Below are 21,627 nucleotides of genomic sequence, written 5' to 3' on the forward strand. Positions count from 1 at the left end.
CTCCCCCGCAAGGGGGGAGGGAACGGAGAAAGCGTTGCCCGGTGCGAGCCATCGCGGCCACAGCCAACCCGATCACGCCGCCTTCGACGCCGCCGCCAGCGACGCGAACGTCTTGCCTTCGGCCGCGAGCTTCTTCAGCAGCGGCGCGGGCTCGAGACTCGGGTCGTTGGTCTCCTTGGCGTAGAAGGAGAGACGATCGGCGATCTGCTTGAGGCCGACGGTGTCGGCCCAGAACATCGGGCCGCCGCGGTAGATCGGCCAGCCGTAGCCGTAGAGCCAGACCACGTCGATGTCGGAAGGACGCGCCGCGATGCCCTCTTCGAGGATCTTCGCGCCCTCGTTGATCATCGGGTACATCATGCGCTCGAGGATCTCCTCGTCGCTGACGACGCGCTTCTTGCGGCCGAGACGGAGCAGCGTCTCGTCGATCAGCTTCTCGACCTCCGGATCGGGCAGCGCCGAGCGACTTCCTGCTTCATACTTGTAGTAGCCCTTGCCGGTCTTCTGGCCGAAGCGGCCGGCTTCGCAGAGCGCGTCCGCGATCTCCGACTTGATGCCGCGGTCCTTGCGCGAGCGCCAGCCGATGTCGAGGCCGGCGAGATCGCCCATCGCGAACGGCCCCATCGGCATGCCGAATTTGGTGACCACGGCGTCGACCTGCTGCGGCAAGGCACCTTCGAACAGCAGCTTTTCGGACTGCTTGCCACGCTGCGCCAGCATGCGGTTGCCGACGAAGCCGTCGCAGACGCCGACCACGGCCGGCACCTTCGCGATCTTGCGCGCGATGGTCACGGCGGTGACCAGCGCATCCGGCGCGGTCTTGTCGGCGCGCACGATCTCGCACAGCTTCATGACGTTGGCAGGCGAGAAGAAGTGCATGCCGAGCACGTCCTGCGGCCGCTTGGTCGACTTCGCGATCTCGTCGATGTTGAGGTAGGAGGTGTTGGAGGCGAGCACGGCGCCGGGCTTGACGTATTGGTCGAGCTTGCCGAACACTTCCTTCTTCACCGCCATGGTCTCGAACACGGCCTCGATCACCAGGTCAGCATCGCCGACATTCTCGATGCCGACGACGCCGTTGATCAGCGCCATGCGCTTGGCGGGCGCGTCGGCCGGGATGCCGCCGCGCGCGGCGGTCGCTTCCCAGTTCTTCTGCATGATGCCCATGCCGCGCTTGAGCTGCTCCTCGCCGGTCTCGATAAGGGTGACGGGCACACCGGCATTGGCAAAGGACATCGCGATGCCGCCGCCCATGGTGCCGGCACCGAGGATCGCGACGCGGTTCACGGGTCGCGACTTGGTGCCCTCAGGCACGCCGGCGATCTTGCTGGCCTCGCGCTCGGCGAAGAAGGCATAACGCTGCGCCTTGGACTGGTCACTGGCGACGAGCTTGAGGAAGCCCTCGCGCTCCTTCTTCAGGCCCTCGTCGAACGGCAGGTCGATGGCGTAGCCGACGGCGTCGGCGGCCGCGAACGGCGCTTCCAGGCCGCGCGACTTCTTGGTCATGGCGGCGACCGCATTGGTGAAGATCGAGCGATCGGCCTTGGCCGCCGCGAGCTTGGAATCGTCGTCGCGCAGGCGCCGCAGCGGACGCTTCTCGGCGAGCAGCTTGCGGACGAAGGCTTCGCCGCCGGAGGCCGGACCCTCGACGACCTCCTCGATCAGGCCATTCTTGAGCGCTTCGGCAGCACCGATCGGATCACCGCCGACGATCATCTTGACCGCGAGTTCCGGCCCCACCGCGCGCGGCAGGCGCTGGGTGCCGCCGGCGCCGGGCAACAGGCCGAGCTTCACCTCGGGCAGGCCGAGCTTGGCGTCCTTCACGGCCACGCGGAAATGACAGGCCAGCGCGACCTCGAGGCCGCCGCCGAGCGCGGTGCCATGGATCGCGGCGACGACCGGCTTGGCCGAGTTCTCGATCTCGGCGAGGACGTCGTTGAGGGCGGGCGGCTTCGGCGGCTTGCCGAATTCGGTGATGTCGGCACCGGCGATAAAGGTGCGGCCGGCGCAGGTCAGCACGATGCCCTTGATCGCGGGATCGGCGATCGCTTCCTTGATGCATTCGAGAATGCCGCCGCGCACTGCGGCACTCAGCGCATTGACCGGAGGACTGTTGACCGTGACGATCCCGACTTCGTCATGACGCTCAAGCTTGACCACTTCGCTCACGGCTTCCCTCCTTGGTGGGGATTTACTTTTGTTCGATTTCGCGGTGCGGAATTTAATTCCGCATCTTGACGGCAGGGTTATTTTGAAGCACGGACGTTGTCAACGACTCCGCGCAAGAAGCAGATCAGGGATGAAGCGTACAGGCAAGAAGACTGCGACCGATCGGAATTTCGTCGTCGCGCTTTCCCGCGGACTAGATGTTTTGCGCGCATTCCAACCCAGCGACGGGCTTCTCGGCAACCAGGAGATCGCTGCGCGTACGAACCTGCCCAAGCCGACCGTTTCGCGCCTGACCTACACGTTGACGAAGCTCGGTTATCTGACACCGGTTCCCCGTTTCGAGAAGTATCAGCTCGCGCCGGCCGCGATGGCGCTCGGTTATGCGGCGTTATCCAATCTCGGCGTTCGGCATTTGTCCGAGCCATTTCGCGAGGAAGTGATGCGCGCGACCGGCGGCGCCGTCGCGATCGGCGGCCGCGACCGTCACAGCATGATCTATTTCGGGCAAAGTCGCGGCAGCGAGACGGTCGGCGTTCAACTGGACGTCGGTTCCCGCGTGCCGATTGCAACCAGCGCGATGGGCCGTGCCTATTTCTGGGCGCTCGACGAAGAAGGCCGCGCCGAGGTGTCCCGCATTCTGCGCGAACATTACGGCAGCCGCTGGCCGAAGATGCGCGACGGACTGGAACGTTCAGGCGAGACGGTTGCGAAATACGGTTTCGCGATGTCCGTCGGCGACTGGCACGACGACATCGGCGCCGCCGGCGTCGCGCTCAAGCTCAACGACGGAACCGGACCTTACGCATTCAATTGCGGCGCACCCGCATTCCGCTTCACGGAAGAGCGTTTGATCAACGACATTGGACCGCGTCTGCTTGCGATGGTAAGGAACATTGAGGCGGCACTCGGGGGACTGATGCCGCAATCCAAAAAAGAAGTCAGCAAAAAGCTGAAATCAGGAGGGAAAGTTGCGCGTGTGGCCGAGGGGTTCAGATAGCCTTTGTCATCACCGGGAGCGGTTCGCATCGCCCCTTCGCCCACTGACGTGTGTGGGCGAGACGAGATGACGCAGGCACAGCTCGCGCGGGGGACATCGCCCCTGCTCGCGGTTCGCGACGTCAGCGTCGTGTTCGGCGGCATCGTCGCGCTCAACGGCGTGTCCTTTGACATGCACAAGGGCCAGATCCTCGGATTGATCGGCCCCAACGGCGCCGGCAAGACCACGCTCTTCAACTGCCTCTCGCGGCTCTATCAGCCGTCATCGGGCGACATCCTGATGGAAGGCGCGAGCATCCTGTCGCGGCCCCCGCACCGGATCGCCGAGATCGGCATCGGCCGCACCTTCCAGAACGTGGCGCTGTTTCCGAACCTCTCGGTGATGGACAACGTCCGCGTCGGCGCCCATTCGAAGACCTCCAGCGACATCATCAGCGACTCGCTTCGGCTCGCCTGGGTCCGGCGCAGCGAGACCGACGTCAACAAGAAGGTGCAGGAGATCCTCGCCTATCTCAAGCTCGAGGACGTCGCCCACACCGTCGTGTCCGGCCTGCCTTTCGGCACGCAGAAGCGTGTCGAGCTGGCGCGCGCGCTCGCGGCCGACCCGAAGATCCTGCTGCTCGACGAACCGGCCGGCGGCCTCAACCACGAGGAAGTCTACGTGCTCGGCGATCTCATCCGCCGCATCCGCGACGACCGCCACATGACCGTGCTGCTGGTCGAGCACCACATGGGCCTCGTGATGTCGATCGCCGACCACGTCGTCGCGCTGAATTTCGGCAAAAAGCTCGCGGAAGGCACGCCCGCCCAGGTGCAGGCGGACCCCGACGTCATCAAGGCCTATCTCGGGAGCAAGGACCAATGACGACGCTGCTCAACGTCAAGGACCTGCGCGCCTATTACGGCCAGGTCCAGGCGCTCCATGGCCTGTCCTTCTCGCTCAACGAAGGATCGTTGACGACGCTGCTCGGCGCCAATGGCGCCGGCAAGACCACCACCCTGCGCGCGATCTGCAACATGGTGCGTTCCACCGGTGCGATAGAGTTCGAAGGCAAGCCGCTGAGCAACCGCTCCACCGAGAGCATCGTGCGGTTCGGCATCGCCCACGTGCCGCAGGGCCGCGGCACCTTCACCACCATGACGGTCGAGGAGAACCTCCAGCTCGGAGCCATCACCCGCAAGGACAGCGCGGGCATCGTTTCCGACATCGAGCGCATGTACGCGCATTTCCCGGTGCTGAAGCAGCGCCACACCCAGCAGGCCGGCACGCTCTCGGGCGGCGAGCAGCAGATGCTCGCGGTCGCCCGCGCGCTGATGCTGCGGCCGCGCCTGATGCTGCTCGACGAGCCGTCCTTCGGATTGGCACCGCTGGTCGTGCGCGACCTGTTCGGCATCCTCGGCAAGATCAATCGCGAGGACAGGGTGTCGATCCTGGTGGTCGAGCAGAACGCCCAGCTCGCGCTCGAGCTCGCCGACCAGGCCTATGTGATCGAGACCGGACGCATCGTGATGTCGGGCAATGCCAAGGACATCGCGAACAACGAAGAAATCCGCAAATCCTATCTGGGTTACTGAGGAGCCGGCACGATGGAGCTGTTCACCAACCAAGTGCTGGCCGGCATCGCCACGGGCGCGATCTACGCCTGCATGGCGCTCGCCGTGGTCATGATCTACCAGGCGATCGACCATCTCAACTTCGCGCAGGGCGAGATGGCGATGTTCTCGACCTTCATCTCGTGGCAGCTGATGCAGTGGGGCGTGCCCTACTGGGCCGCCTTCATCCTCACGCTGGCGCTCTCCTTCGTCGCCGGCATCGCGATCGAGCGCATCCTGTTCAAGCCGCTGGCGAAAGCGCCGGTGCTGACCAACGTCGCCGGCTTCATCGCCCTGTTTGCGATCATCAACTCCTCGGCCGGCCTGATCTGGGACTTCACCATCAAGCAGTACCCGACCCCGTTCGGCTCCGCGCCGTTCCTGGGCAGCCAGCTGATCTCGACCCACCAGGCCGGCATGATCGGCGTCACGGTGCTGCTGCTGCTCGGCCTCTACTTCTTCTTCCAGTATACGCGCATCGGCCTGGCCATGCGTGCGGCCGCCTCGGTGCCTGAATCGGCCCGCCTCGTCGGCATCAACACGAGCTGGATGATCGCGCTCGGCTGGGGCATGGCGACCGCGATCGGCGCGATCGCCGGCATGCTGATCGCCCCCGTCGTGTTCCTCGAACCCAACATGATGGGCGGCGTGCTGATCTACGGCTTTGCCGCCGCGGTGCTCGGCGGTCTCACCAGCCCGTTCGGCGCCGTGGTCGGCGGCTTCCTGGTCGGCATCTTCGAGAACCTCGCCGGCACCTACATCCCCGGCGTCGGCAATGAGCTGAAGCTCCCGATCGCGCTCGCGCTGATCATCTCCGTCCTGGTCGTCAAACCCGCTGGCCTGTTCGGCCGGCACATCGTCAAGCGAGTTTGATCATGAGCGCTGCAGAAGAAGTCGTTGCAGAAGGCCACGAGGCGGTCGAGGCTGTTCCGAAGCGCGCCATGACGCTGGGCACCGGCACCTCGCTGGTGGTGCTCGCGGCGCTGCTGATCGCGCCCGTCTTCGTCAAGAACTTCATCATCTTCCAGATGACGATGCTCCTGATCTACGGGCTCGCGGTGCTGGCGCTGAACATCCTGACCGGCGGGAGCGGCCAGTTCTCGCTCGGCCAGAGCGCGTTCTACGCGGTCGGCGCCTATACGACAGCCGTGCTGATGGAGCACTTCAACGTCAATTACGCGCTGACGCTGCCGATCGCCGGCGTCGTCTGTTTCGGCTTCGGCTTCCTGTTCGGGCAGCCGGCGCTGCGGCTCTCCGGCGTCTACCTCGCGCTCGCGACCTTCGCGCTCGCCACCGCCATGCCGCAGCTCCTCAAGCTGAACTTCCTCGAGCACTGGACCGGCGGCGTGCAGGGCCTCGTCGTCACCAAGCCGGACGCGCCGTTCGGGCTGCCGATGTCGCAGGACATGTGGCTGTACTACTTCACGCTCGTGGTCGTGATTGCGATCTACATCTTCTCGGTGAACCTGCTGCGTTCCCGCTCGGGCCGCGCCTTCATGGCGATCCGCGACAACGAGATCGCGGCCTCCGCGATGGGCGTCGACGTCGCGCTGTACAAGACACTGGCCTTCGGCGTCTCCGCCGCCATCACCGGCATCGCCGGCTCGCTCGGCGCCATCGCGGTGCAGTTCGTCGCGCCCGACAGCTACACCATCACGCTCGCGATCTCGCTGTTCCTCGGCATGGTCGTCGGCGGCGTCGGCTGGCTGCCCGGCTCGATCGTCGGCGCCGCCTTCATCATCTTCGTGCCGAACATCGCGGAGGGCATCTCCAAGGGCCTCTCCGGCGCGGTGTTCGGCGTGCTCCTGTTCCTCGTCATCTACCTCGTGCCGCATGGCGCAAGGCAAGTCGCGATCATGGGCCAGCAACTCGCCGGTCGGCTCAGGAAGAACTGAAACGTCCATCCAGACTGTTGTTTTAACCAAGGAGACCCAATTGCTTTTCGGAAGAATACTGCGAACCACCGCACTCGTAACGGCGGTCGCGACCCTCACCTCCGGCGCAGCACTTGCCCAGAAGAAATACGACACCGGCGCGTCCGACACCGAGATCAAGATCGGCAACATCATGCCGTACAGCGGTCCGGCATCGGCCTATGGCATCATCGGCAAGACCGAAGAAGCCTATTTCAAGATGATCAACGACAAGGGCGGCATCAACGGCCGCAAGATCAACTTCGTCACCTATGACGACGCCTATTCGCCGCCGAAGGCCGTCGAGCAGGTCCGCAAGCTGGTCGAGAGCGACGAAGTGCTGGCCGTGTACAATCCGCTCGGGACGCCCTCGAACACCGCGATCCAGAAGTACCTGAACGCCAAGAAGATCCCGCAGCTGTTCGTCGCCACCGGCGCCACCAAGTGGAACGACCCGAAGAACTTCCCCTGGACCATCGGCTGGCAGCCCTCCTACCAGAGCGAAGCGCAGATCTACGCGAAATGGCTGATGAAGGAAAAGCCGAACGCCAAGGTCGCGATCCTCTACCAGAACGACGATTTCGGCAAAGACTACCTCAAGGGCACCAAGGACGGTCTCGGCGCCAAGGGCGCGTCCATGATCATCATGGAAGAGAGCTACGAGATCTCCGAGCCGTCGATCGACGGCCACATCGTCAAGATCAAGGCCGCCAATCCCGACGTGCTGCTGATCTACGCGACGCCGAAGTTCGCGGCCCAGACCATCAAGAAGACCGCTGAGCTCAGCTGGAAGCCGCTCCAGATCCTCACCAACGTGTCGATCTCGGTTGGCAGCGTGATGAAGCCGGCCGGCTTCGAGGCCTCGCAGGACGTGCTGTCGGCGGCCTATGCCAAGGATTCCACCGACCCGCAGTGGAACAACGATCCCGGCATGAAGAAGTGGAACGAGTTCGTCGACAAATACATGCCCGGCGCCGACAAGACCGACACCGGCATGGTCTACGGCTACGGCGCGGCGTCGACCCTGGTCAAGACGCTGGAAATGTGCGGTGACGACCTCACCCGCGCCAACCTGATGAAGCAGGCCGCTTCCTTGAAGGATTTTGCACCGGACACGCTGCTGCCCGGCGTCAAGATCAACACCAGCGCCACCGACTTCGCCCCGATTTCGCAGCTCCAGATGCAGCGCTTCAAGGGCGAGAAGTGGGAACTCTTCGGCGAGATCATCAGCGGCGACGTCGCTTCCGAGTGACGCTGACGCAATAGTCCAAATCTAGTCAAATCTGACAAAGCCCCCGCGGGCGACCGCGGGGGCTTTTTGTTGACGTCAGGCGTCAATCTTGTTCAATGCGGCGCCGATCCATTCCGGGTGGAGAAAGATGACTGTCGTTCGATTTCAGGTTGCGGCCGTTTCGGCCGCGCTCGCGTTGTGCACTGCGATGAGCAGCCCGGCACAGGCGCAAAAGAAATACGACAGCGGCGCTTCCGATAGCGAGATCAAGATCGGCAACATCATGCCCTATAGCGGGCCGGCCTCCGCCTATGCCGCGATCGGCAAGGCCGAGGAAGCCTATTTCAACAAGATCAATGCCGAGGGCGGCATCAACGGCCGCAAGATCAAGTTCATCTCCTACGACGACGGCTATTCGCCGCCGAAGACCGTGGAGCAGGCGCGCAAGCTGGTCGAGAGCGACGGTGTGCTGCTGATCTTCGGCTCGCTCGGCACCTCCACCAATGGCGCCATCCGCAAATACATGAACGAGAAGAAGGTGCCGCAGCTGTTCGTGGCGAGCGGCGCCTCCAAGTGGAACGATCCGAAGCAATATCCGTGGACCATGGGCTGGCAGCCGAGCTACGCCAGCGAGGCGCGCATCTACGCCAAATACATCATGAAGGAGAAGCCGGACGCGAAGATCGGCGTGCTCTACCAGAACGACGATTTCGGCAAGGACTATCTGAAGGGGCTGAAGGACGGCTTAGGGGCCAAGGCATCGATGATCGTGCTCGAAGACGGCTACGACACGTCGGAGCCCGCGATCGACGAGCACGTCGTGAAGCTGAAGGCCTCGGGCGCCGACGTCTTCCTCAGCGTCACCACGCCGAAATTCGCCGCGCAGTCGATCAAGAAGGCGGCCGAGATCAACTGGCATCCGGTCCACATCATCTCCAACGTCTCGGCTTCGGTCGGCGGCGTGCTCGAGCCCGCGGGCCTGGAGATCTCGCAAGGCATCCTGTCGGCGAGCTACACCAAGGACGGCTCCGACCCGCAATGGAATGCCGATGACGGCATGAAGAAGTTCTATAACTTCCTCGCGCAGTACGACCCCAAGGCCAACAAGCTCGATGCCGGCGTGGTGTTCGGCTATGCCGCGGCCCAGACCATGGTGAAGGTGCTGCAGATGTGCGGCGACGAGCTCACCCATGAGAACGTCATGAAGCAGGCCGCTTCCTTGAAGGATTTCGAGCCCGACACGCTGCTGCCCGGCATCAAGATCAACACCTCCGCCGATAATTTCGCCCCGATCGAGCAGCTCCAGATGATGCGGTTCAAGGGCAGGAAATGGGAGCTGTTCGGCGACATCATCTCGAGCGAGCTCGGCCATTGAAGCCGCGCAACTCAAAATCGCCTCCGACCGGTTAATCAACTCAAGACAGCCGCGCCGTCTCGCAATCGCACACGAGCGCGCGACGGTCCTTGACTACTAAAGGAGCAGTCCCTGTGACACCGCCGCGGGGGCTTTCTGTTGAAGGCTCCCGGTAAATCGTATTGAATTGCATCCGCGTCGCCAAAAATAATCGAGCCAAGAAAAGGAAGCGCACACACACCAAGAAAATAGGGAGATAGGAATGCCCGCTGTCACCGGCAAACTTGCGGCCGCGTCACTGGCGCTTGCGCTCATTGCGGCCTCGGCCTCCACTGCATCGGCCCAGAAGAAATACGATACCGGCGCGACCGACACCGAAATCAAGATCGGCAACATCATGCCCTACAGCGGACCGGCCTCCGCCTACGGCATCATCGGGCGGACCGAAGCCGCCTACTTCAAGAAGATCAACGACGAGGGCGGCATCAACGGCCGCAAGATCAATTACATCTCCTATGACGACGCCTACTCGCCGCCGAAGACGGTGGAGCAGGCTCGCAAGCTGGTCGAGAGCGACGAGGTGCTGTTCATCTTCAACTCGCTCGGCACGCCGCCGAACTCGGCGATCCACAAATACATGAACTCGAAGAAGGTGCCGCAGCTGTTCGTCGCGACCGGCGCCACCAAGTGGAACGATCCGCAGAACTTCCCCTGGACCATGGGCTGGCAGCCCAATTACCAGAGCGAGACGCAGATCTATGCGAAGTGGCTGCTCAAGAACAAGCCGGACGCCAAGATCGCGGTGCTTTACCAGAACGACGATTACGGCAAGGACTATCTCAAGGGCCTCAAGGACGGCCTCGGCTCGAAAGCCGCCTCGATGATCGTCATCGAAGAGAGCTACGAGACCTCCGAGCCGACCATCGACAACCACATCGTCAAGCTGAAGTCGACCGGTGCCGACGTCTTCATGAACATCACGACGCCGAAATTCGCCGCGCAAGCGATCAAGAAGAATGCCGAGATCGGCTGGAAGCCGCTGCACTTCCTCAACAACGTCTCGGCCTCCGTCGGCAGCGTGATGAAGCCGGCCGGCTTCGAGAATGGCCAGGACATCATCTCGGCCGACTATCTCAAGGACGTGTCGGATCCCGCGTGGAACAACGATCCCGGCATGAAGGAGTTTCTGGCCTTCATGACCAAATACTTCCCCGAGGGCGACAAGCTCGATAAGGGCACGATCGTCGGCTATGCCGTGGCGCAGACACTGGTCCAGGTCTTGAAGCAGTGCGGTGACAATCTCACACGCGAGAACATCATGAAGCAGGCGGCGAACGTGAAGGACTTCCGCACCGAGGCGCTGCTGCCGGGCGTCAAGATCAACACCTCGCCGACCGATTTCGCGCCGATCAGCCAGCTTCAACTCGAGAAGTTCAAGGGCGAGAAGTGGGAGCTGTTCGGAGACGTGATCAGCGCCGACGTCGGCGGCTAGCCCCAAACGACAGAGAGCCCCCTGCGCGGCCATCGCAGGGGGCTTTTGCTTGCGCGCGGATTATGATCACGCGATTGCACAATCGAATGATTGTAAAGCCCGCTTACGCTTTGGCGCCTGATGCGGTAGGCAGGGAGCCGGCGATTGTGTCGCCATCATTTCAGTTCGCTGAAGGCCTTTCGTCATGACCGACCGACGTCCCCTGCTCCGCGCGCTCTACGACGCCGCCGTTGCCGCCGCCCATCCCAGCACGATTCTGGCGCCGCATCTGCGGCCCGCGCCGAAAGGGCGCGTGATCTGCCTCGCCGCCGGCAAGGGCGCGGGTGCGATGGCCGCGGCCGCCGAACGGCATTATCTCGACACGCTCAAGCTCGCGCCGGAGCGCCTCGTCGGCATCGCCACCACGCGCCACGGCTACGGCGTGCCGACGCGCCGCATCCGCGTGGTCGAGGCCGGCCATCCCGTGCCCGATGAAGCCGGGTTGAAGGGCGCCGCCGATACGCTTGCGCTCGCGAGCGAGGCCGGACCCGACGATTTGCTGCTGGTGCTGCTCACCGGCGGCGGCTCGGCGAACTGGATCGCGCCGGTGGACGGCATCAGCTTCGCGCAGAAGCAGGCGGTCAACAAGGCGCTGCTCCGGTCGGGCGCGCCGATCGGCGAGATGAACACGGTCAGGAAACATTTGTCGCGGATCAAGGGCGGCCGGCTGGCGCGCGCCGGCAGGAATGCCGCCGAGATCGTGACGCTCGCGATTTCCGACGTGCCGCACGACGATCCGTCCGCCATTGCTTCCGGCCCCACCGTGCCCGATCCGACCACGCTGGCCGATGCGCGCGCGATCGTCGCAAAATACAAGCTCGCCATCGACGACGCCGTCCGCCGCGCACTCGACGATCCCGCCAACGAAAGCGCCAAACCTGATGATGCCGCCTTCGCGCGCGCGCATTTCGAGCTGATCGCGCGGCCCAAGCAATCGCTCGACGCCGCGGTGAAGCTCGCCAAGGAAGCGGGCTACGAGACCATCGATCTCGGCGCCGATCTCGAAGGCGAGGCCCGCGAGGTCGCCGCCGATCACGCCAGGCTCGCGCTTCAGGCCCGCGCGCAAGGCAAGCGCCTCGCGATCCTCTCCGGCGGCGAGCTCACGGTGACCGTGCGCGGCAACGGGCGCGGCGGCCCGAACCAGGAATACGCGCTGGCGCTCGCGGGCCTGCTGAAGGACACGCCTGACATTTCTGCTCTCGCCGGCGACACCGACGGCGCCGATGGCGGCGCCGGCCACCCCACCGACCCCGCCGGCGCGCTGATTGATGCTGCGACCTTCGCGAAGATGAAGGCCCTGGCGCTTCAGCCGCAGGCGTACCTGGACAACAACGACGCGACGACGTTCTTCGAGGCGACCGGCGATCTGCTGATGCCGGGACCAACGCTGACGAACGTGAACGATATCAGGGTGATTTTGGTGGATTGAGGCGCCTCGTACTCCGCTGCGTTCCCTCCCCCCTTGCGGGGGAGGGCTAGGGAGAGGGGTGTCACACGACGCGCGCTCTCGATGGAGTGCGCACCAAGAGTCCGCTGTTGTCTGCAGCGCGCAATACGTCGCGCACCTTTTGCTAGGCTACCCCCCTCCCCTACCCTCCCCCGCAAGGGGGGAGGGAGCGGAAAGAGCGCGGCCCCCTCAAAACTCGTTCGCGATCTTCGACAGCATCCCGATCAGGGCTTCGCGGTTGGCCTGCCCGAGCAGCTGGTTCAGCCGGGATTCGTGCTTGGTGGCGACGAGCTTTTTCGCCCGGGTCAGCACGGCCTTGCCCTTGTCGGTCAGCACCAGGATGTGCGAGCGGCGGTCGTTGGTGGAGCGGATCCGCGCGCAGAGGTCGCGGCTCTCCAGATTGTCGAGCATCGCCACGAAGTTCGGGCGCAGGATACCCAGGGTCGAGGCGATCTCGGTCTGGTTACGGCCCGGATTCTTCTCGACCAGCAGCAGCACGGAGAACTGCGCGGGCGTGAGCTGGAGCGAGGCCATGCAGCGCAAAAAGTTCTCGAACACCTTGAGCTGCGCCCGCTTCAGCACGTAGCCGAGCTGCTCGGAGAGCTCGCCAAGCTGGAGGGCTTCAGGGTGGGCCTCGGCCGCGTCCTTGCGGCCCTTGGCCGCGTCACCGGGCTTTTCAGAAGACTTTTCAGCGGTTTTGGAAACGGTCATCGCCTCGTGCTCGTGATCCCGCTAAATTCGGGGCGGGTCGTCCGCCCCACCCTTGAAGTTATATTTGATAATTGTTATGGATCATATCAATTATCGTCAGCGTTTCAATGGCTGTGAGCGGACCGTCCACCGCAATTGCGGAGCCCGGTCCCGATCTTTGAGGGGGAGCGTCCGGTCTTGAATACCACCATCATGCTGTTCCTGGTACAGGACGGCATCACCAATGGCGCGATCTATGCGCTGCTCGGCCTGGCGCTGGTGCTGGTGTTCGCCGTCACGCGCGTCATCCTGATTCCCCAGGGCGAATTCGTCACCTACGGCGCGCTGACCTATGCCTCGCTGGCCGCGGGGCAGATGCCGGGCACGGCAAAGCTCGCGCTGGCGCTGGGCATCGGCGCCTTCGTGTTCGACCTGTTCGTGGCGCGCAAGGCGCTGCACGGCCGCCTGGTCGTGCGCAGCCTCGTCACCAACATCGTGCTGCCGGCCATCGTGCTGGCGCTGACCATCTACTTCGCCGCCCAGAAGCCGCCGGTGGCGGTCTGCATCGCGCTGTCGCTGGTGATCGTCGCGATGATCGGCCTCTACCTCTACCGCATCGCGTTCCAGCCGCTGGCGCACACCTCCGTGCTGGTGCTGCTGATCGCATCGGTGGGCGTCCACCTCGCGCTGCAGGGCCTCGGCCTGCTGTTCTTCGGCGCCGAAGGCCAGCGCGGACCTGCCGTGCTGTCCGGCTCCTTCACCGCCGGCGCACTGCGCTTCACCGGCCAGAGCATCACCGTCTACGGCATCACCATCGCCTTCATCATCGGGCTCTGGCTGTTCTTCGGGCTGACGCTCTACGGCAAGGCGCTGCGCGCGACCGCCGTGAACCGGCTCGGCGCCCGCCTTGCCGGCATCCGCACCACGCTGTCAGGCCAGATCGCCTTCCTGCTGGCCTCCGTCATCGGCGCGCTGTCGGGCATCATGATCGTGCCGATCACGACGCTCTATTACGACTCCGGCTTCCTGATCGGCCTGAAGGGCTTCGTTGCCGCGATCATCGGCGGCCTGGTCAGCTATCCGCTCACCGCCGTCGCGGCGCTGGTCGTCGGCATCGTCGAGGCGTTCTCGTCCTTCTACGCCTCCAACTACAAGGAAGTGATCGTCTTCATGCTGCTGATCCCCGTGCTGCTGCTGCGCTCGCTCGCCGCGCCCGCGGTCGAGGAAGAGAAGGACTGACGCGCATGCAGAGCCGGCTTCCCATCCTCGTCTTCGCGCTTCTCATGGCGGCGATCCCGCATCTCCCGGGCATGCCGCCGTTCTGGATCGTGCTGCTCGACAATATCGGCCTTGCCGCCCTCGTCGCGATGGGCCTCGTGCTGCTCACCGGCGTCGGCGGCCTGACCTCGTTTGGCCAGGCAGCCTTCGTCGGCTTCGGCGCCTACACCACCGCGGTGCTGTCGACGGCCTACGGCCTGTCGCCGTGGCTGACCTTGCCGCTGTCGCTGCTGGTCAGCGGATCGTTGGCGGTGCTGCTCGGCCTCGTCACCGTCCGTCTCTCCGGGCACTATCTGCCGCTCGGCACGCTCGCCTGGGGGCTGGGGCTGTTCTATCTCTTCAGCAAGCTGGAATTCCTGGGAAGAAACGACGGCATCTCGGCGATCCCGCCGCTGTCGATCGGCTCGTTCAAGATGCTCTCGCCCGGCTCGATCTATTACGCGATCTGGGTTGCCGTGATCCTCTCGGCCCTGCTCACGATGAACCTGCTGGATTCCCGCACCGGCCGCGCCATCCGCGCGCTGCGGCGCGGACACGTCGCAGCCGAAGCGTTCGGCGTGCACACGCCGCGGGCAAAGCTCCTGGTGTTCATCCACGCCGCGGTGCTCGCCGGCCTCTCCGGCTGGCTCTACGCGCATCTCCAGCGCGCGGTGAATCCGACGCCGTTCGGCGCGCAGGCCGGCATCGAATATCTCTTCATCGCGGTGGTCGGCGGCGCCGGCTATGTCTGGGGCGGCGTGCTGGGCGCGGCGATCGTCGTGGTCCTGAAGGAGGTGCTGCAAAGCTATTTGCCGCTGATCCTGCCCGGCTCCGGGCAGGTCGAGACCATCGTGTTCGGCATCATGCTGGTGGCGCTGCTCCAGCTTGCGCCCGGCGGCGTCTGGCCCTGGCTGATGTCGTTCCTGCCCGAGCGAACCAGCGGCAAGAAGCCGGACACCTCGCTGAAACTGGAGCAGCGCACCCGCGCGGCCGGCCAGTCCGGCGTCCTGCTCCAGGTCGAGAAGGCGCGAAAGCAGTTCGGCGGCGTGATCGCGGTCAACAACGTCTCCTTCGACGTGCAGGCCCGCGAGATCGTCGCGCTGATCGGACCGAACGGCGCGGGCAAGAGCACGACGTTCAACCTGATCACCGGTGTGCTGTCGGCGACATCAGGCTCGATCTCGGTGCTCGGCAAGAAGGTCGACAGGGCGCCTCCGCAGGAGATCGTCAAGCTCGGCATCTCCCGCACCTTCCAGCATGTGAAGCTGGTCCCTGATATGACCGTGCTGGAGAATGTCGCGATCGGCGCGCATCTGCGCGGCCATTCGGGACCGATCTCCTCGATGCTGCGGCTCGACCGCGCCGATGAAGCGAGGCTGCTCGCGGAGGCCGCCCGCCAGATCGAGCGCGTGGGCCTTGCCGAGCAGATGCATCAGCTCGCAGGCTCGCTCTCGCTCGGCCAGCAGCGCATCGTCGAGATCGCGCGTGCGCTGTGCGTCGATCCGATGCTGCTGCTGCTCGACGAGCCGGCCGCCGGCCTGCGCCACATGGAGAAGCAGCGCCTTGCTGCGCTGCTGCGCGAATTGCGCGACGGCGGCATGAGCGTGCTTCTTGTCGAGCACGACATGGGCTTCGTGATGAACCTCGCCGACCGCATCGTGGTGCTCGATTTCGGCACCAAGATCGCGGAAGGCACGCCCGCCACGATCAAGACCAATCCCGAAGTGATCAAGGCCTATCTCGGAGTGGCGGCATGAGCGCGCTGTTGTCCGTCGCCGACGCACATGTCGCCTATGGCAAGGTCGAGGCCGTGCGCTCGGTCTCGCTCGAGGTCGGCGCCAACCAGATCGTCACCATCGTCGGCGCCAACGGCGCCGGCAAGACCACGCTGCTCTCCGCCATCATGGGCATTTTGCCGCTGAAAGGCCGTGTCGCCTTCGCCGGGCAGGATCTGTCACGGCTCGACATCGAGGACCGCGTCGCGATGGGGCTCGGCCTCGTCCCCGAGCACCGCGAATTGTTCGTGACCATGAATGTCGAGGACAATCTCGAACTCGGCGCCTTCCGCATCGAGCGCAGCAAGGCGAAAGCCTCGATGGAACGCGTCTACACGCTGTTTCCGCGGTTGAAGGAGCGGCGCAAGCAGCTCGCCGGCACCCTCTCCGGCGGCGAGCAGCAGATGCTCGCGATGGGCCGCGCGCTGATGGGCGAGCCGAAGCTCTTGATGCTGGACGAGCCGAGCCTCGGCCTCGCCCCGATCATCGTCGCCGACATCTTCCGCATCGTCACCGAGCTGCGCGCCAGCGGCGTCTCGGTGCTGCTGGTCGAGCAGAACGCGCAGGCCGCGCTGAAGATTGCGGACCAGGCCTATGTGATGGAGCTCGGCGAGTTCGTGCTCAGCGGCAAGGCCAGCGATATCGCCGCGAACGAGCGGGTGGCGGCCAGCTATCTCGGCTTCCAGCACGAAGGCGCGAGTGTGATCTGATTTCGCGGCTGGCTCCTCTTCCCTTCTCCCTTGTTGGAGAAGGTGGCGCGCGTAAGCGCGCCGGATGAGGGGTTCTCTCCGCGAATGACGACGTGGGACCATCGCCTGCGGAGAGACACCCCCCACCCGTCTCGCGGCTGCGCCGCGAGCCACCCCCTCTCTCAGGGGGAGAGGGTGTACCGTGCGAGCTGCACTAGCTTTCGCCTGAAGGCAGACTCGCTTTTCCCTTCAACGCCGCGACCTCTGCTTCCAGCTCCGCGATCCGCTGGTCCCTCGCCGCCAGCGCTGCCGCGACATCCGGCGCATCGAACTTCTGCGGAATGTGCTGGGGGCAGTTGGTGTCCCATGCTGCGATCTTGAACAGGATCACCTGCTCCGGCCGCGCGCGGTACCCCTTGGGCATCAGCGACGTCGTCAGCGCCTCATCGTCTTCGACGACGCGCGCCTCGCCCCAGATCTTGACGCGGCGGCGATGGGCGTAGTCCATCACGAAGATATAGGCCTTGGGATTCTCGGTCAGGTTTCCCTGCGTGATGTATTGCCGGTTGCCGGCGTAGTCCGTGAAAGCCAGCGTCTGCTTGTCCAGCACCTTCAAAAACCCCTTCGGGCCGCCGCGGTGCTGGATGTAGGGCTGGCCATCGGCCGAGGCGGTGGCGAAATAAAAGCTGTTGGCGTCAGCCAGGAACGCCGCGAGGTTCTCGTCGACCTCGGTGCGCCAGCCGCGCTGCTCGGCATGGGCATACCCCTCGCGTGATCCCTTTCGGGTCTGGATCGATTTCACCGCCGGCGTGAACGCCACGTCGCTGGCGTAGGTGTGAGTTGCCGTCATCGGAACATCTCCTGAAATCCCGGCGCATCCCTGCGTCTTTCGCGTTCTAAAATGGACCTTCCAGCGGGCAAAACAATCTGGCCACTTGACACTTCATCATTGCAATATATGCAATAATTCCATGGACCGCCTCGAAGCCATGCACGTCTTCGTCACCGTCGCCGATCTGCGCGGCTTTGCGCCGGCGGCGCGCAAGCTGCAGCTGTCGCCCTCGGCCGTGACGCGGCTGATCGCGGCGCTGGAGGAGCATCTCGGCGCGCGCCTGCTGCAGCGCACTACCCGGCAGGTGAGATTGACCGATGTCGGCACGCGCTATCTGGAGCGCGCGCGGCGCATCCTCGCCGATGTCGAGGAGGCCGACGGCTCCGCGCGGGAGGAACGCAACCGGCCGAGCGGGCGTCTGGTGGTGTCGGCGCCCCTCGGCTTCGGGCGGCTGCATGTGGCGCCGGTCATGACCGATTATCTCAAGCGCTATCCGGAGGTCACGGCCGAGCTCAGACTTTCGGACAACCTCGTCAATCTCGTCGAGGACGCGGTCGATGCCGCGGTGCGGATCGGCCATCTCGCCGATTCTTCGCTGGTCGCACGCCAGGTCGGCGAGATGCGGCGGATCACGGTGGCGACGCCGGGCTACCTGAAGCGCAACGGCGAGCCGAAGACGCCACAGGAATTGCACGCGCACCAGACCATCGCGTTCGGCCCCTACGCCAATTGGCACTTCGTCCAGGACGGCCGCGATATCGAGTGGACGCCGACGCCACGTTTTACCAGCAACAGCGCCGACGCCGCCTTGCAATATGCAGAAGCCGGCGGGGGCATCACGCGGGTGCTGGCCTATCAGGCCGCAGAGGGGTTGAAGCGCGGGCGGCTGAAAATCGTGCTGGCGAAATACGAGCAGCCGGCGCTGCCGATCCACATCGTCTATCCGACCTCACGCCTGCTCTCGGCCAAGGTGCGCGCATTCATCGATCTCGTGGTAGAGACGGCGGAGTGGAGGTTTGGGTAGGTTTCGGCACCACCCGGAACGTCCCGCTCGCCCGTGCGATCACAGTGCCGTCGGCCTTGATCAGACATTGCGCGAAGCAGATCGTCTTGCCGGTCTTGATCACGTCGCTCTCGATCGAACACCACTGCCCGATCTCGGCGGAGCCGACGAAATCGACCGAGAGTGAGACCGTCACGAACGAAGTGGTCCAGTTCGTCACCAGCGCGCAGCTATAGCCCATGGCGTTGTCGGCAAGCGCGGCGATCAGGCCGCCGTGGATCAAGCCACGGCCGTTGGTGTGCGGCCTTGCCAGCCGGAGGCCAATAATGACGGCCTTGTCGGTGTTCTTCGAGTAAAGCGGCTCCCAGGGTTCGGTGAGCGGACTCTTGCGGGAAAGCGGCTCGAAGCCGTCGGGGATGTCGGTGTCGGTCATGACTATCTCGCATCGAGGTGGGGTTGCCGCCATTGAACGCGATGTGGATGACAGTTTCACCGCCTACAAAGTTTTAAACGGGATTTGCGCGGGTGTTTGAAACGACCTCCGGCGTTGCCTCACGAAGACTGTCATCACCCGCGAAAGCGGGTGATCCAGTATTCCAGAGACGGTGACGTGATACGGAGAGGCCGCGGCGTACTGGATGCCCCGCCTTCGCGGGGCATGACAGTGACCCTCCTAAAACGGCAGCCCCACATAGTTCTCCGACAACGACGTCATCGCGGCCTGCGACTGCGTGACGTAGTCGAGCTCGGCGAGCTGGATGCGCCCGCCGATGGTGCCGGTGTCGGGGAATTTGTGCAGCATCGAGGTCATCCACCAGGAGAAGCGCACCGCTTTCCAGACCCGCGCCAGCGCCGTGGCGGAATAGGCGTCGATGCCGGCGTTGGATTTCTCGTCGTAGAATTCGCGGAGTGCGTTCGACAGATAATGCGCATCGCTGGCAGCCAGGTTCAGCCCCTTCGCGCCGGTCGGCGGCACGATATGGGCGGCGTCGCCGCACAGGAACATCTTGCCGAACCGCATCGGCTCGGCGACGAAGCTGCGCAGCGGCGCAATGCTCTTCTCGATCGAGGGGCCGGTGACGAGACTGTCGGCCGCCTCCTGGTCGAGCCGGCGCTTCAATTCGTCCCAGAAACGGTCGTCCGGCCATTGGTCGACATGGTCGTCGAGCGCGCACTGCACATAGTAGCGGCTGCGCTTGGTCGAGCGCATGGTGCAGAGCGCGAAGCCGCGGGCGTGGTTGGAATAGATCAGCTCGTGGCTGACAGGCGGCGTCTCCGAGAGGATGCCGAGCCAGCCGAACGGGTAGATCCGCTCGAACTCCTCGATCGCCGTGGCCGGGACGCTGGCGCGGCTGACGCCGTGAAAGCCATCGCAGCCGGCGATGAAGTCGCAATCGATCGTGTGGGTGACCCCGTCCTTGACATAGGTGACGCGCGGCCGACTGCCGTCGAAATCATGCGGCTGCACGTCCCTGGCCTCGTAAACCGAGGTGAGGCCCGCAGCCTTGCGCGCATTCATCAGGTCGAGCGTGACCTCGGTCTGGCCATAGATCATGACCGTCTTGCCGGTCGCGGCCTTCATGTCGATGCGGTGACGGCTCCCGGAAAAGGCGAGCTCGATGCCTTCATGCACCAGGCCCTCGGCATGCGCCCGCCCGCTGGCGCCGATCTGGTCGAGCAGCGCGACGGTTCCCTCCTCGAGGAGGCCGGCACGGATGCGGCCCAGCACGTAGTCCGGGCTCTGCCGCTCCAGAATCACATTGTCGATGCCGTATTGGTGCAGCAGTTGCCCAAGCAACAATCCGGCCGGCCCGGCCCCGATGATTGCGACTTTTGTCCGCAATACTTGCTCCTCCCGATCCTGTAGGTTTTCGCCGCGGCTCGCTTGTCGCGTCGGTCCGCGCAAGATAATTATAACATATAATCGTTGGGCAAAAGGGGAGTGCGCCCGGGCAGCGACAAATCCATGCAACATGGCTGACGTAGATGACGCGGCGGCACGCCGCGCCAGTTCCGGCTTGAACGCGCCGGCCAATTAGATAACATGTTAATTAACGAGACCGGGCCATCGAAGCCCGCCGTCGAAACAGGGAGAGACGACCAATGAGGAAAGCCTGTCTGGCTTTGCTGCTGGCAGCAAGCGTGAGCCCCGCGTTCGCGCAGGACAAGACCTTCGACCTGAAAGTCTCGCACTGGGTGCCGGCGTCGCACCCGCTGCAGAAGTCGCTGGAAGACTGGGTGGCCGCAGTGAACAAGGATTCCGGCGGCACCATCACCGGCAAGGTGTTTCCCGCCCAGCAGCTCGGCAAGGCGTTCGACCATTACGACATGGCACGCGACGGCATCGCCGACGTCACCTACGTCAATCCCGGCTATCAGCCCGGCCGCTTCCCGATCGTCGGCGCCGGCGAATTGCCGTTCCTGATCTCGGACGCCAAGGGCGGCTCGATGGGGCTGGACGCCTGGTACCGCAAATATGCCGAGAAGGAGATGAAGGACGTCAAATACTGCCTCGCCTTCGTCCACTCGCCCTCCTCCTTCCATTCCAAGACCAAAAAGATCGTGGCGCCGGAGGACGTGAAGGGCCTGAAGATCCGTCCCGCGCACGCCACCATGGCAAACTTCGTCACCTCGCTCGGCGGCACCAATGTGCAGTCCTCCGCGCCTGAGGTCCGCGACATCATTGAGCGCGGCGTCGCCGACGGCGTCACCTTCCCCTGGGGCTCCCTGGTGCTGTTCGGCATCGACAAGGTGACCAAGTACGACATGGAGGCGCCGCTCTACACCACGACCTTCGTATTCGTGATCAACAAGGACAAGTACGGCGCGATGTCCGACAAGCAGAAGGCCGCGATCGACAAGAACTGCTCGACCGAGATGGCCGGCGTGGTCGGCGAGCACTGGGGCAAGTTCGAGGACGCCGGCATCGACAAGGTCAAGGCGGAAGCCGGCCACGAGGTCTACAAGCTGACACCGGAACAGACCGCCGCCTGGAAGAAGGCCGCCGATCCCTTGGTCAAGACCTGGGGCGAAGGCGCCAAGAAGGCCGGCGCCGATCCCGACGCCGCGTTGGCGGATCTCAAGGCCTCGCTGAAGAAGTACAACGCGCTGGCGGAGTGACGCTGCGACCGGTCCGTCCTCCCCCTC

General features: G+C 64.4%; 19 protein-coding genes. 14 read left to right on the forward strand and 5 right to left on the reverse strand.

Annotated features, from left to right (window positions below; translation table 11 throughout):
* Window positions 1-72 precede the first annotated feature (72 nt).
* Window positions 73-2,169 (reverse strand): 3-hydroxyacyl-CoA dehydrogenase NAD-binding domain-containing protein, encoded by a 2,097-nt coding sequence (locus tag AC5ZFO_RS02800; RefSeq protein ID WP_282519967.1) that lies wholly within the window; start codon window positions 2,167-2,169, stop codon window positions 73-75.
* Window positions 2,170-2,299: 130 nt separating this feature from the next.
* Between AC5ZFO_RS02800 and AC5ZFO_RS02805 the strand changes: the two genes are divergently transcribed.
* The 9 genes from AC5ZFO_RS02805 (at window position 2,300) to AC5ZFO_RS02845 (ending at window position 12,216) form a co-directional block, all read left to right on the forward strand.
* Entirely contained in the window at window positions 2,300-3,166 is an 867-nt protein-coding gene (locus tag AC5ZFO_RS02805) for an IclR family transcriptional regulator (protein WP_014498264.1), read from the forward strand.
* Window positions 3,167-3,232: 66 nt separating this feature from the next.
* On the forward strand, window positions 3,233-4,030 hold the full coding sequence (locus AC5ZFO_RS02810) for an ABC transporter ATP-binding protein (protein ID WP_282519966.1): 798 nt from the start codon (window positions 3,233-3,235) through the stop codon (window positions 4,028-4,030).
* Window positions 4,027-4,740 carry an ABC transporter ATP-binding protein gene (locus tag AC5ZFO_RS02815; RefSeq protein WP_282519965.1) on the forward strand — a complete coding sequence of 238 codons (714 nt, stop codon included), beginning with the start codon at window positions 4,027-4,029 and terminating at the stop codon, window positions 4,738-4,740. Before AC5ZFO_RS02810 ends, AC5ZFO_RS02815 begins: the two co-directional genes overlap by 4 nt.
* 12 nt (window positions 4,741-4,752) lie before the next feature.
* Window positions 4,753-5,631 (forward strand): branched-chain amino acid ABC transporter permease, encoded by an 879-nt coding sequence (locus AC5ZFO_RS02820; protein ID WP_063980940.1) that lies wholly within the window; start codon window positions 4,753-4,755, stop codon window positions 5,629-5,631.
* Window positions 5,632-5,633: 2 nt separating this feature from the next.
* Window positions 5,634-6,653 carry a branched-chain amino acid ABC transporter permease gene (locus AC5ZFO_RS02825; protein WP_166345291.1) on the forward strand — a complete coding sequence of 340 codons (1,020 nt, stop codon included), beginning with the start codon at window positions 5,634-5,636 and terminating at the stop codon, window positions 6,651-6,653.
* 40 nt (window positions 6,654-6,693) lie between these two features.
* Window positions 6,694-7,923: an ABC transporter substrate-binding protein gene (locus AC5ZFO_RS02830; protein ID WP_282519964.1), complete on the forward strand. Its 1,230-nt coding sequence runs from the start codon at window positions 6,694-6,696 to the stop codon at window positions 7,921-7,923.
* A gap of 127 nt (window positions 7,924-8,050) precedes the next feature.
* Window positions 8,051-9,277, forward strand: coding sequence for an ABC transporter substrate-binding protein (locus tag AC5ZFO_RS02835; protein ID WP_282519963.1), 1,227 nt, complete (start codon window positions 8,051-8,053; stop codon window positions 9,275-9,277).
* A gap of 241 nt (window positions 9,278-9,518) precedes the next feature.
* Window positions 9,519-10,748, forward strand: coding sequence for an ABC transporter substrate-binding protein (locus AC5ZFO_RS02840; RefSeq protein ID WP_282519962.1), 1,230 nt, complete (start codon window positions 9,519-9,521; stop codon window positions 10,746-10,748).
* A gap of 184 nt (window positions 10,749-10,932) precedes the next feature.
* Window positions 10,933-12,216 carry a glycerate kinase type-2 family protein gene (locus AC5ZFO_RS02845; RefSeq protein WP_282519961.1) on the forward strand — a complete coding sequence of 428 codons (1,284 nt, stop codon included), beginning with the start codon at window positions 10,933-10,935 and terminating at the stop codon, window positions 12,214-12,216.
* Between the two features lie 207 nt (window positions 12,217-12,423).
* On the opposite strand, the gene AC5ZFO_RS02850 is transcribed toward AC5ZFO_RS02845, so the two are convergent.
* Window positions 12,424-12,945 carry a MarR family winged helix-turn-helix transcriptional regulator gene (locus AC5ZFO_RS02850; RefSeq protein WP_282519960.1) on the reverse strand — a complete coding sequence of 174 codons (522 nt, stop codon included), beginning with the start codon at window positions 12,943-12,945 and terminating at the stop codon, window positions 12,424-12,426.
* A gap of 177 nt (window positions 12,946-13,122) precedes the next feature.
* On the opposite strand from AC5ZFO_RS02850, the gene AC5ZFO_RS02855 reads away from it, so the two are divergent.
* Genes AC5ZFO_RS02855 through AC5ZFO_RS02865 form a run of 3 tightly spaced genes read left to right on the forward strand, consistent with a single transcriptional unit; the run spans window position 13,123 to window position 16,666 of the window.
* Complete coding sequence (locus AC5ZFO_RS02855; RefSeq protein ID WP_282519959.1) at window positions 13,123-14,163, forward strand: branched-chain amino acid ABC transporter permease; 1,041 nt, start codon at window positions 13,123-13,125, stop codon at window positions 14,161-14,163.
* Window positions 14,164-14,168: 5 nt separating this feature from the next.
* Window positions 14,169-15,938: a branched-chain amino acid ABC transporter ATP-binding protein/permease gene (locus AC5ZFO_RS02860; protein WP_282519958.1), complete on the forward strand. Its 1,770-nt coding sequence runs from the start codon at window positions 14,169-14,171 to the stop codon at window positions 15,936-15,938.
* Window positions 15,935-16,666, forward strand: coding sequence for an ABC transporter ATP-binding protein (locus AC5ZFO_RS02865; RefSeq protein WP_282519957.1), 732 nt, complete (start codon window positions 15,935-15,937; stop codon window positions 16,664-16,666). The genes AC5ZFO_RS02860 and AC5ZFO_RS02865 overlap by 4 nt, the downstream gene beginning before the upstream one ends.
* Window positions 16,667-16,859: 193 nt before the next feature.
* Here AC5ZFO_RS02865 and AC5ZFO_RS02870 read toward each other — a convergent pair whose 3' ends face one another.
* Complete coding sequence (locus AC5ZFO_RS02870) at window positions 16,860-17,495, reverse strand: pyridoxamine 5'-phosphate oxidase family protein (RefSeq protein WP_282519956.1); 636 nt, start codon at window positions 17,493-17,495, stop codon at window positions 16,860-16,862.
* Between the two features lie 121 nt (window positions 17,496-17,616).
* Here AC5ZFO_RS02870 and AC5ZFO_RS02875 point away from each other — a divergent pair, with 121 nt between their 5' ends.
* On the forward strand, window positions 17,617-18,501 hold the full coding sequence (locus tag AC5ZFO_RS02875) for a LysR family transcriptional regulator (protein WP_282519955.1): 885 nt from the start codon (window positions 17,617-17,619) through the stop codon (window positions 18,499-18,501).
* On the opposite strand, the gene AC5ZFO_RS02880 is transcribed toward AC5ZFO_RS02875, so the two are convergent.
* Window positions 18,458-18,913 carry a PaaI family thioesterase gene (locus tag AC5ZFO_RS02880; protein ID WP_496121297.1) on the reverse strand — a complete coding sequence of 152 codons (456 nt, stop codon included), beginning with the start codon at window positions 18,911-18,913 and terminating at the stop codon, window positions 18,458-18,460. The two genes, AC5ZFO_RS02875 and AC5ZFO_RS02880, sit on opposite strands and share 44 nt — an antisense overlap.
* A 240-nt stretch (window positions 18,914-19,153) precedes the next feature.
* The gene (gene pobA / locus AC5ZFO_RS02885) at window positions 19,154-20,323 is read right to left on the reverse strand and encodes a 4-hydroxybenzoate 3-monooxygenase (RefSeq protein ID WP_282519953.1); all 1,170 of its coding nucleotides are present in this window, start codon (window positions 20,321-20,323) and stop codon (window positions 19,154-19,156) included.
* Window positions 20,324-20,583: 260 nt separating this feature from the next.
* Between pobA and AC5ZFO_RS02890 the strand changes: the two genes are divergently transcribed.
* Window positions 20,584-21,600, forward strand: a complete 1,017-nt coding sequence (locus AC5ZFO_RS02890) for a TRAP transporter substrate-binding protein (RefSeq protein WP_282519952.1) — start codon at window positions 20,584-20,586, stop codon at window positions 21,598-21,600.
* Window positions 21,601-21,627: the final 27 nt, after the last annotated feature.

The sequence above is a fragment of the Bradyrhizobium sp. Unk1 genome, from assembly GCF_059512345.1.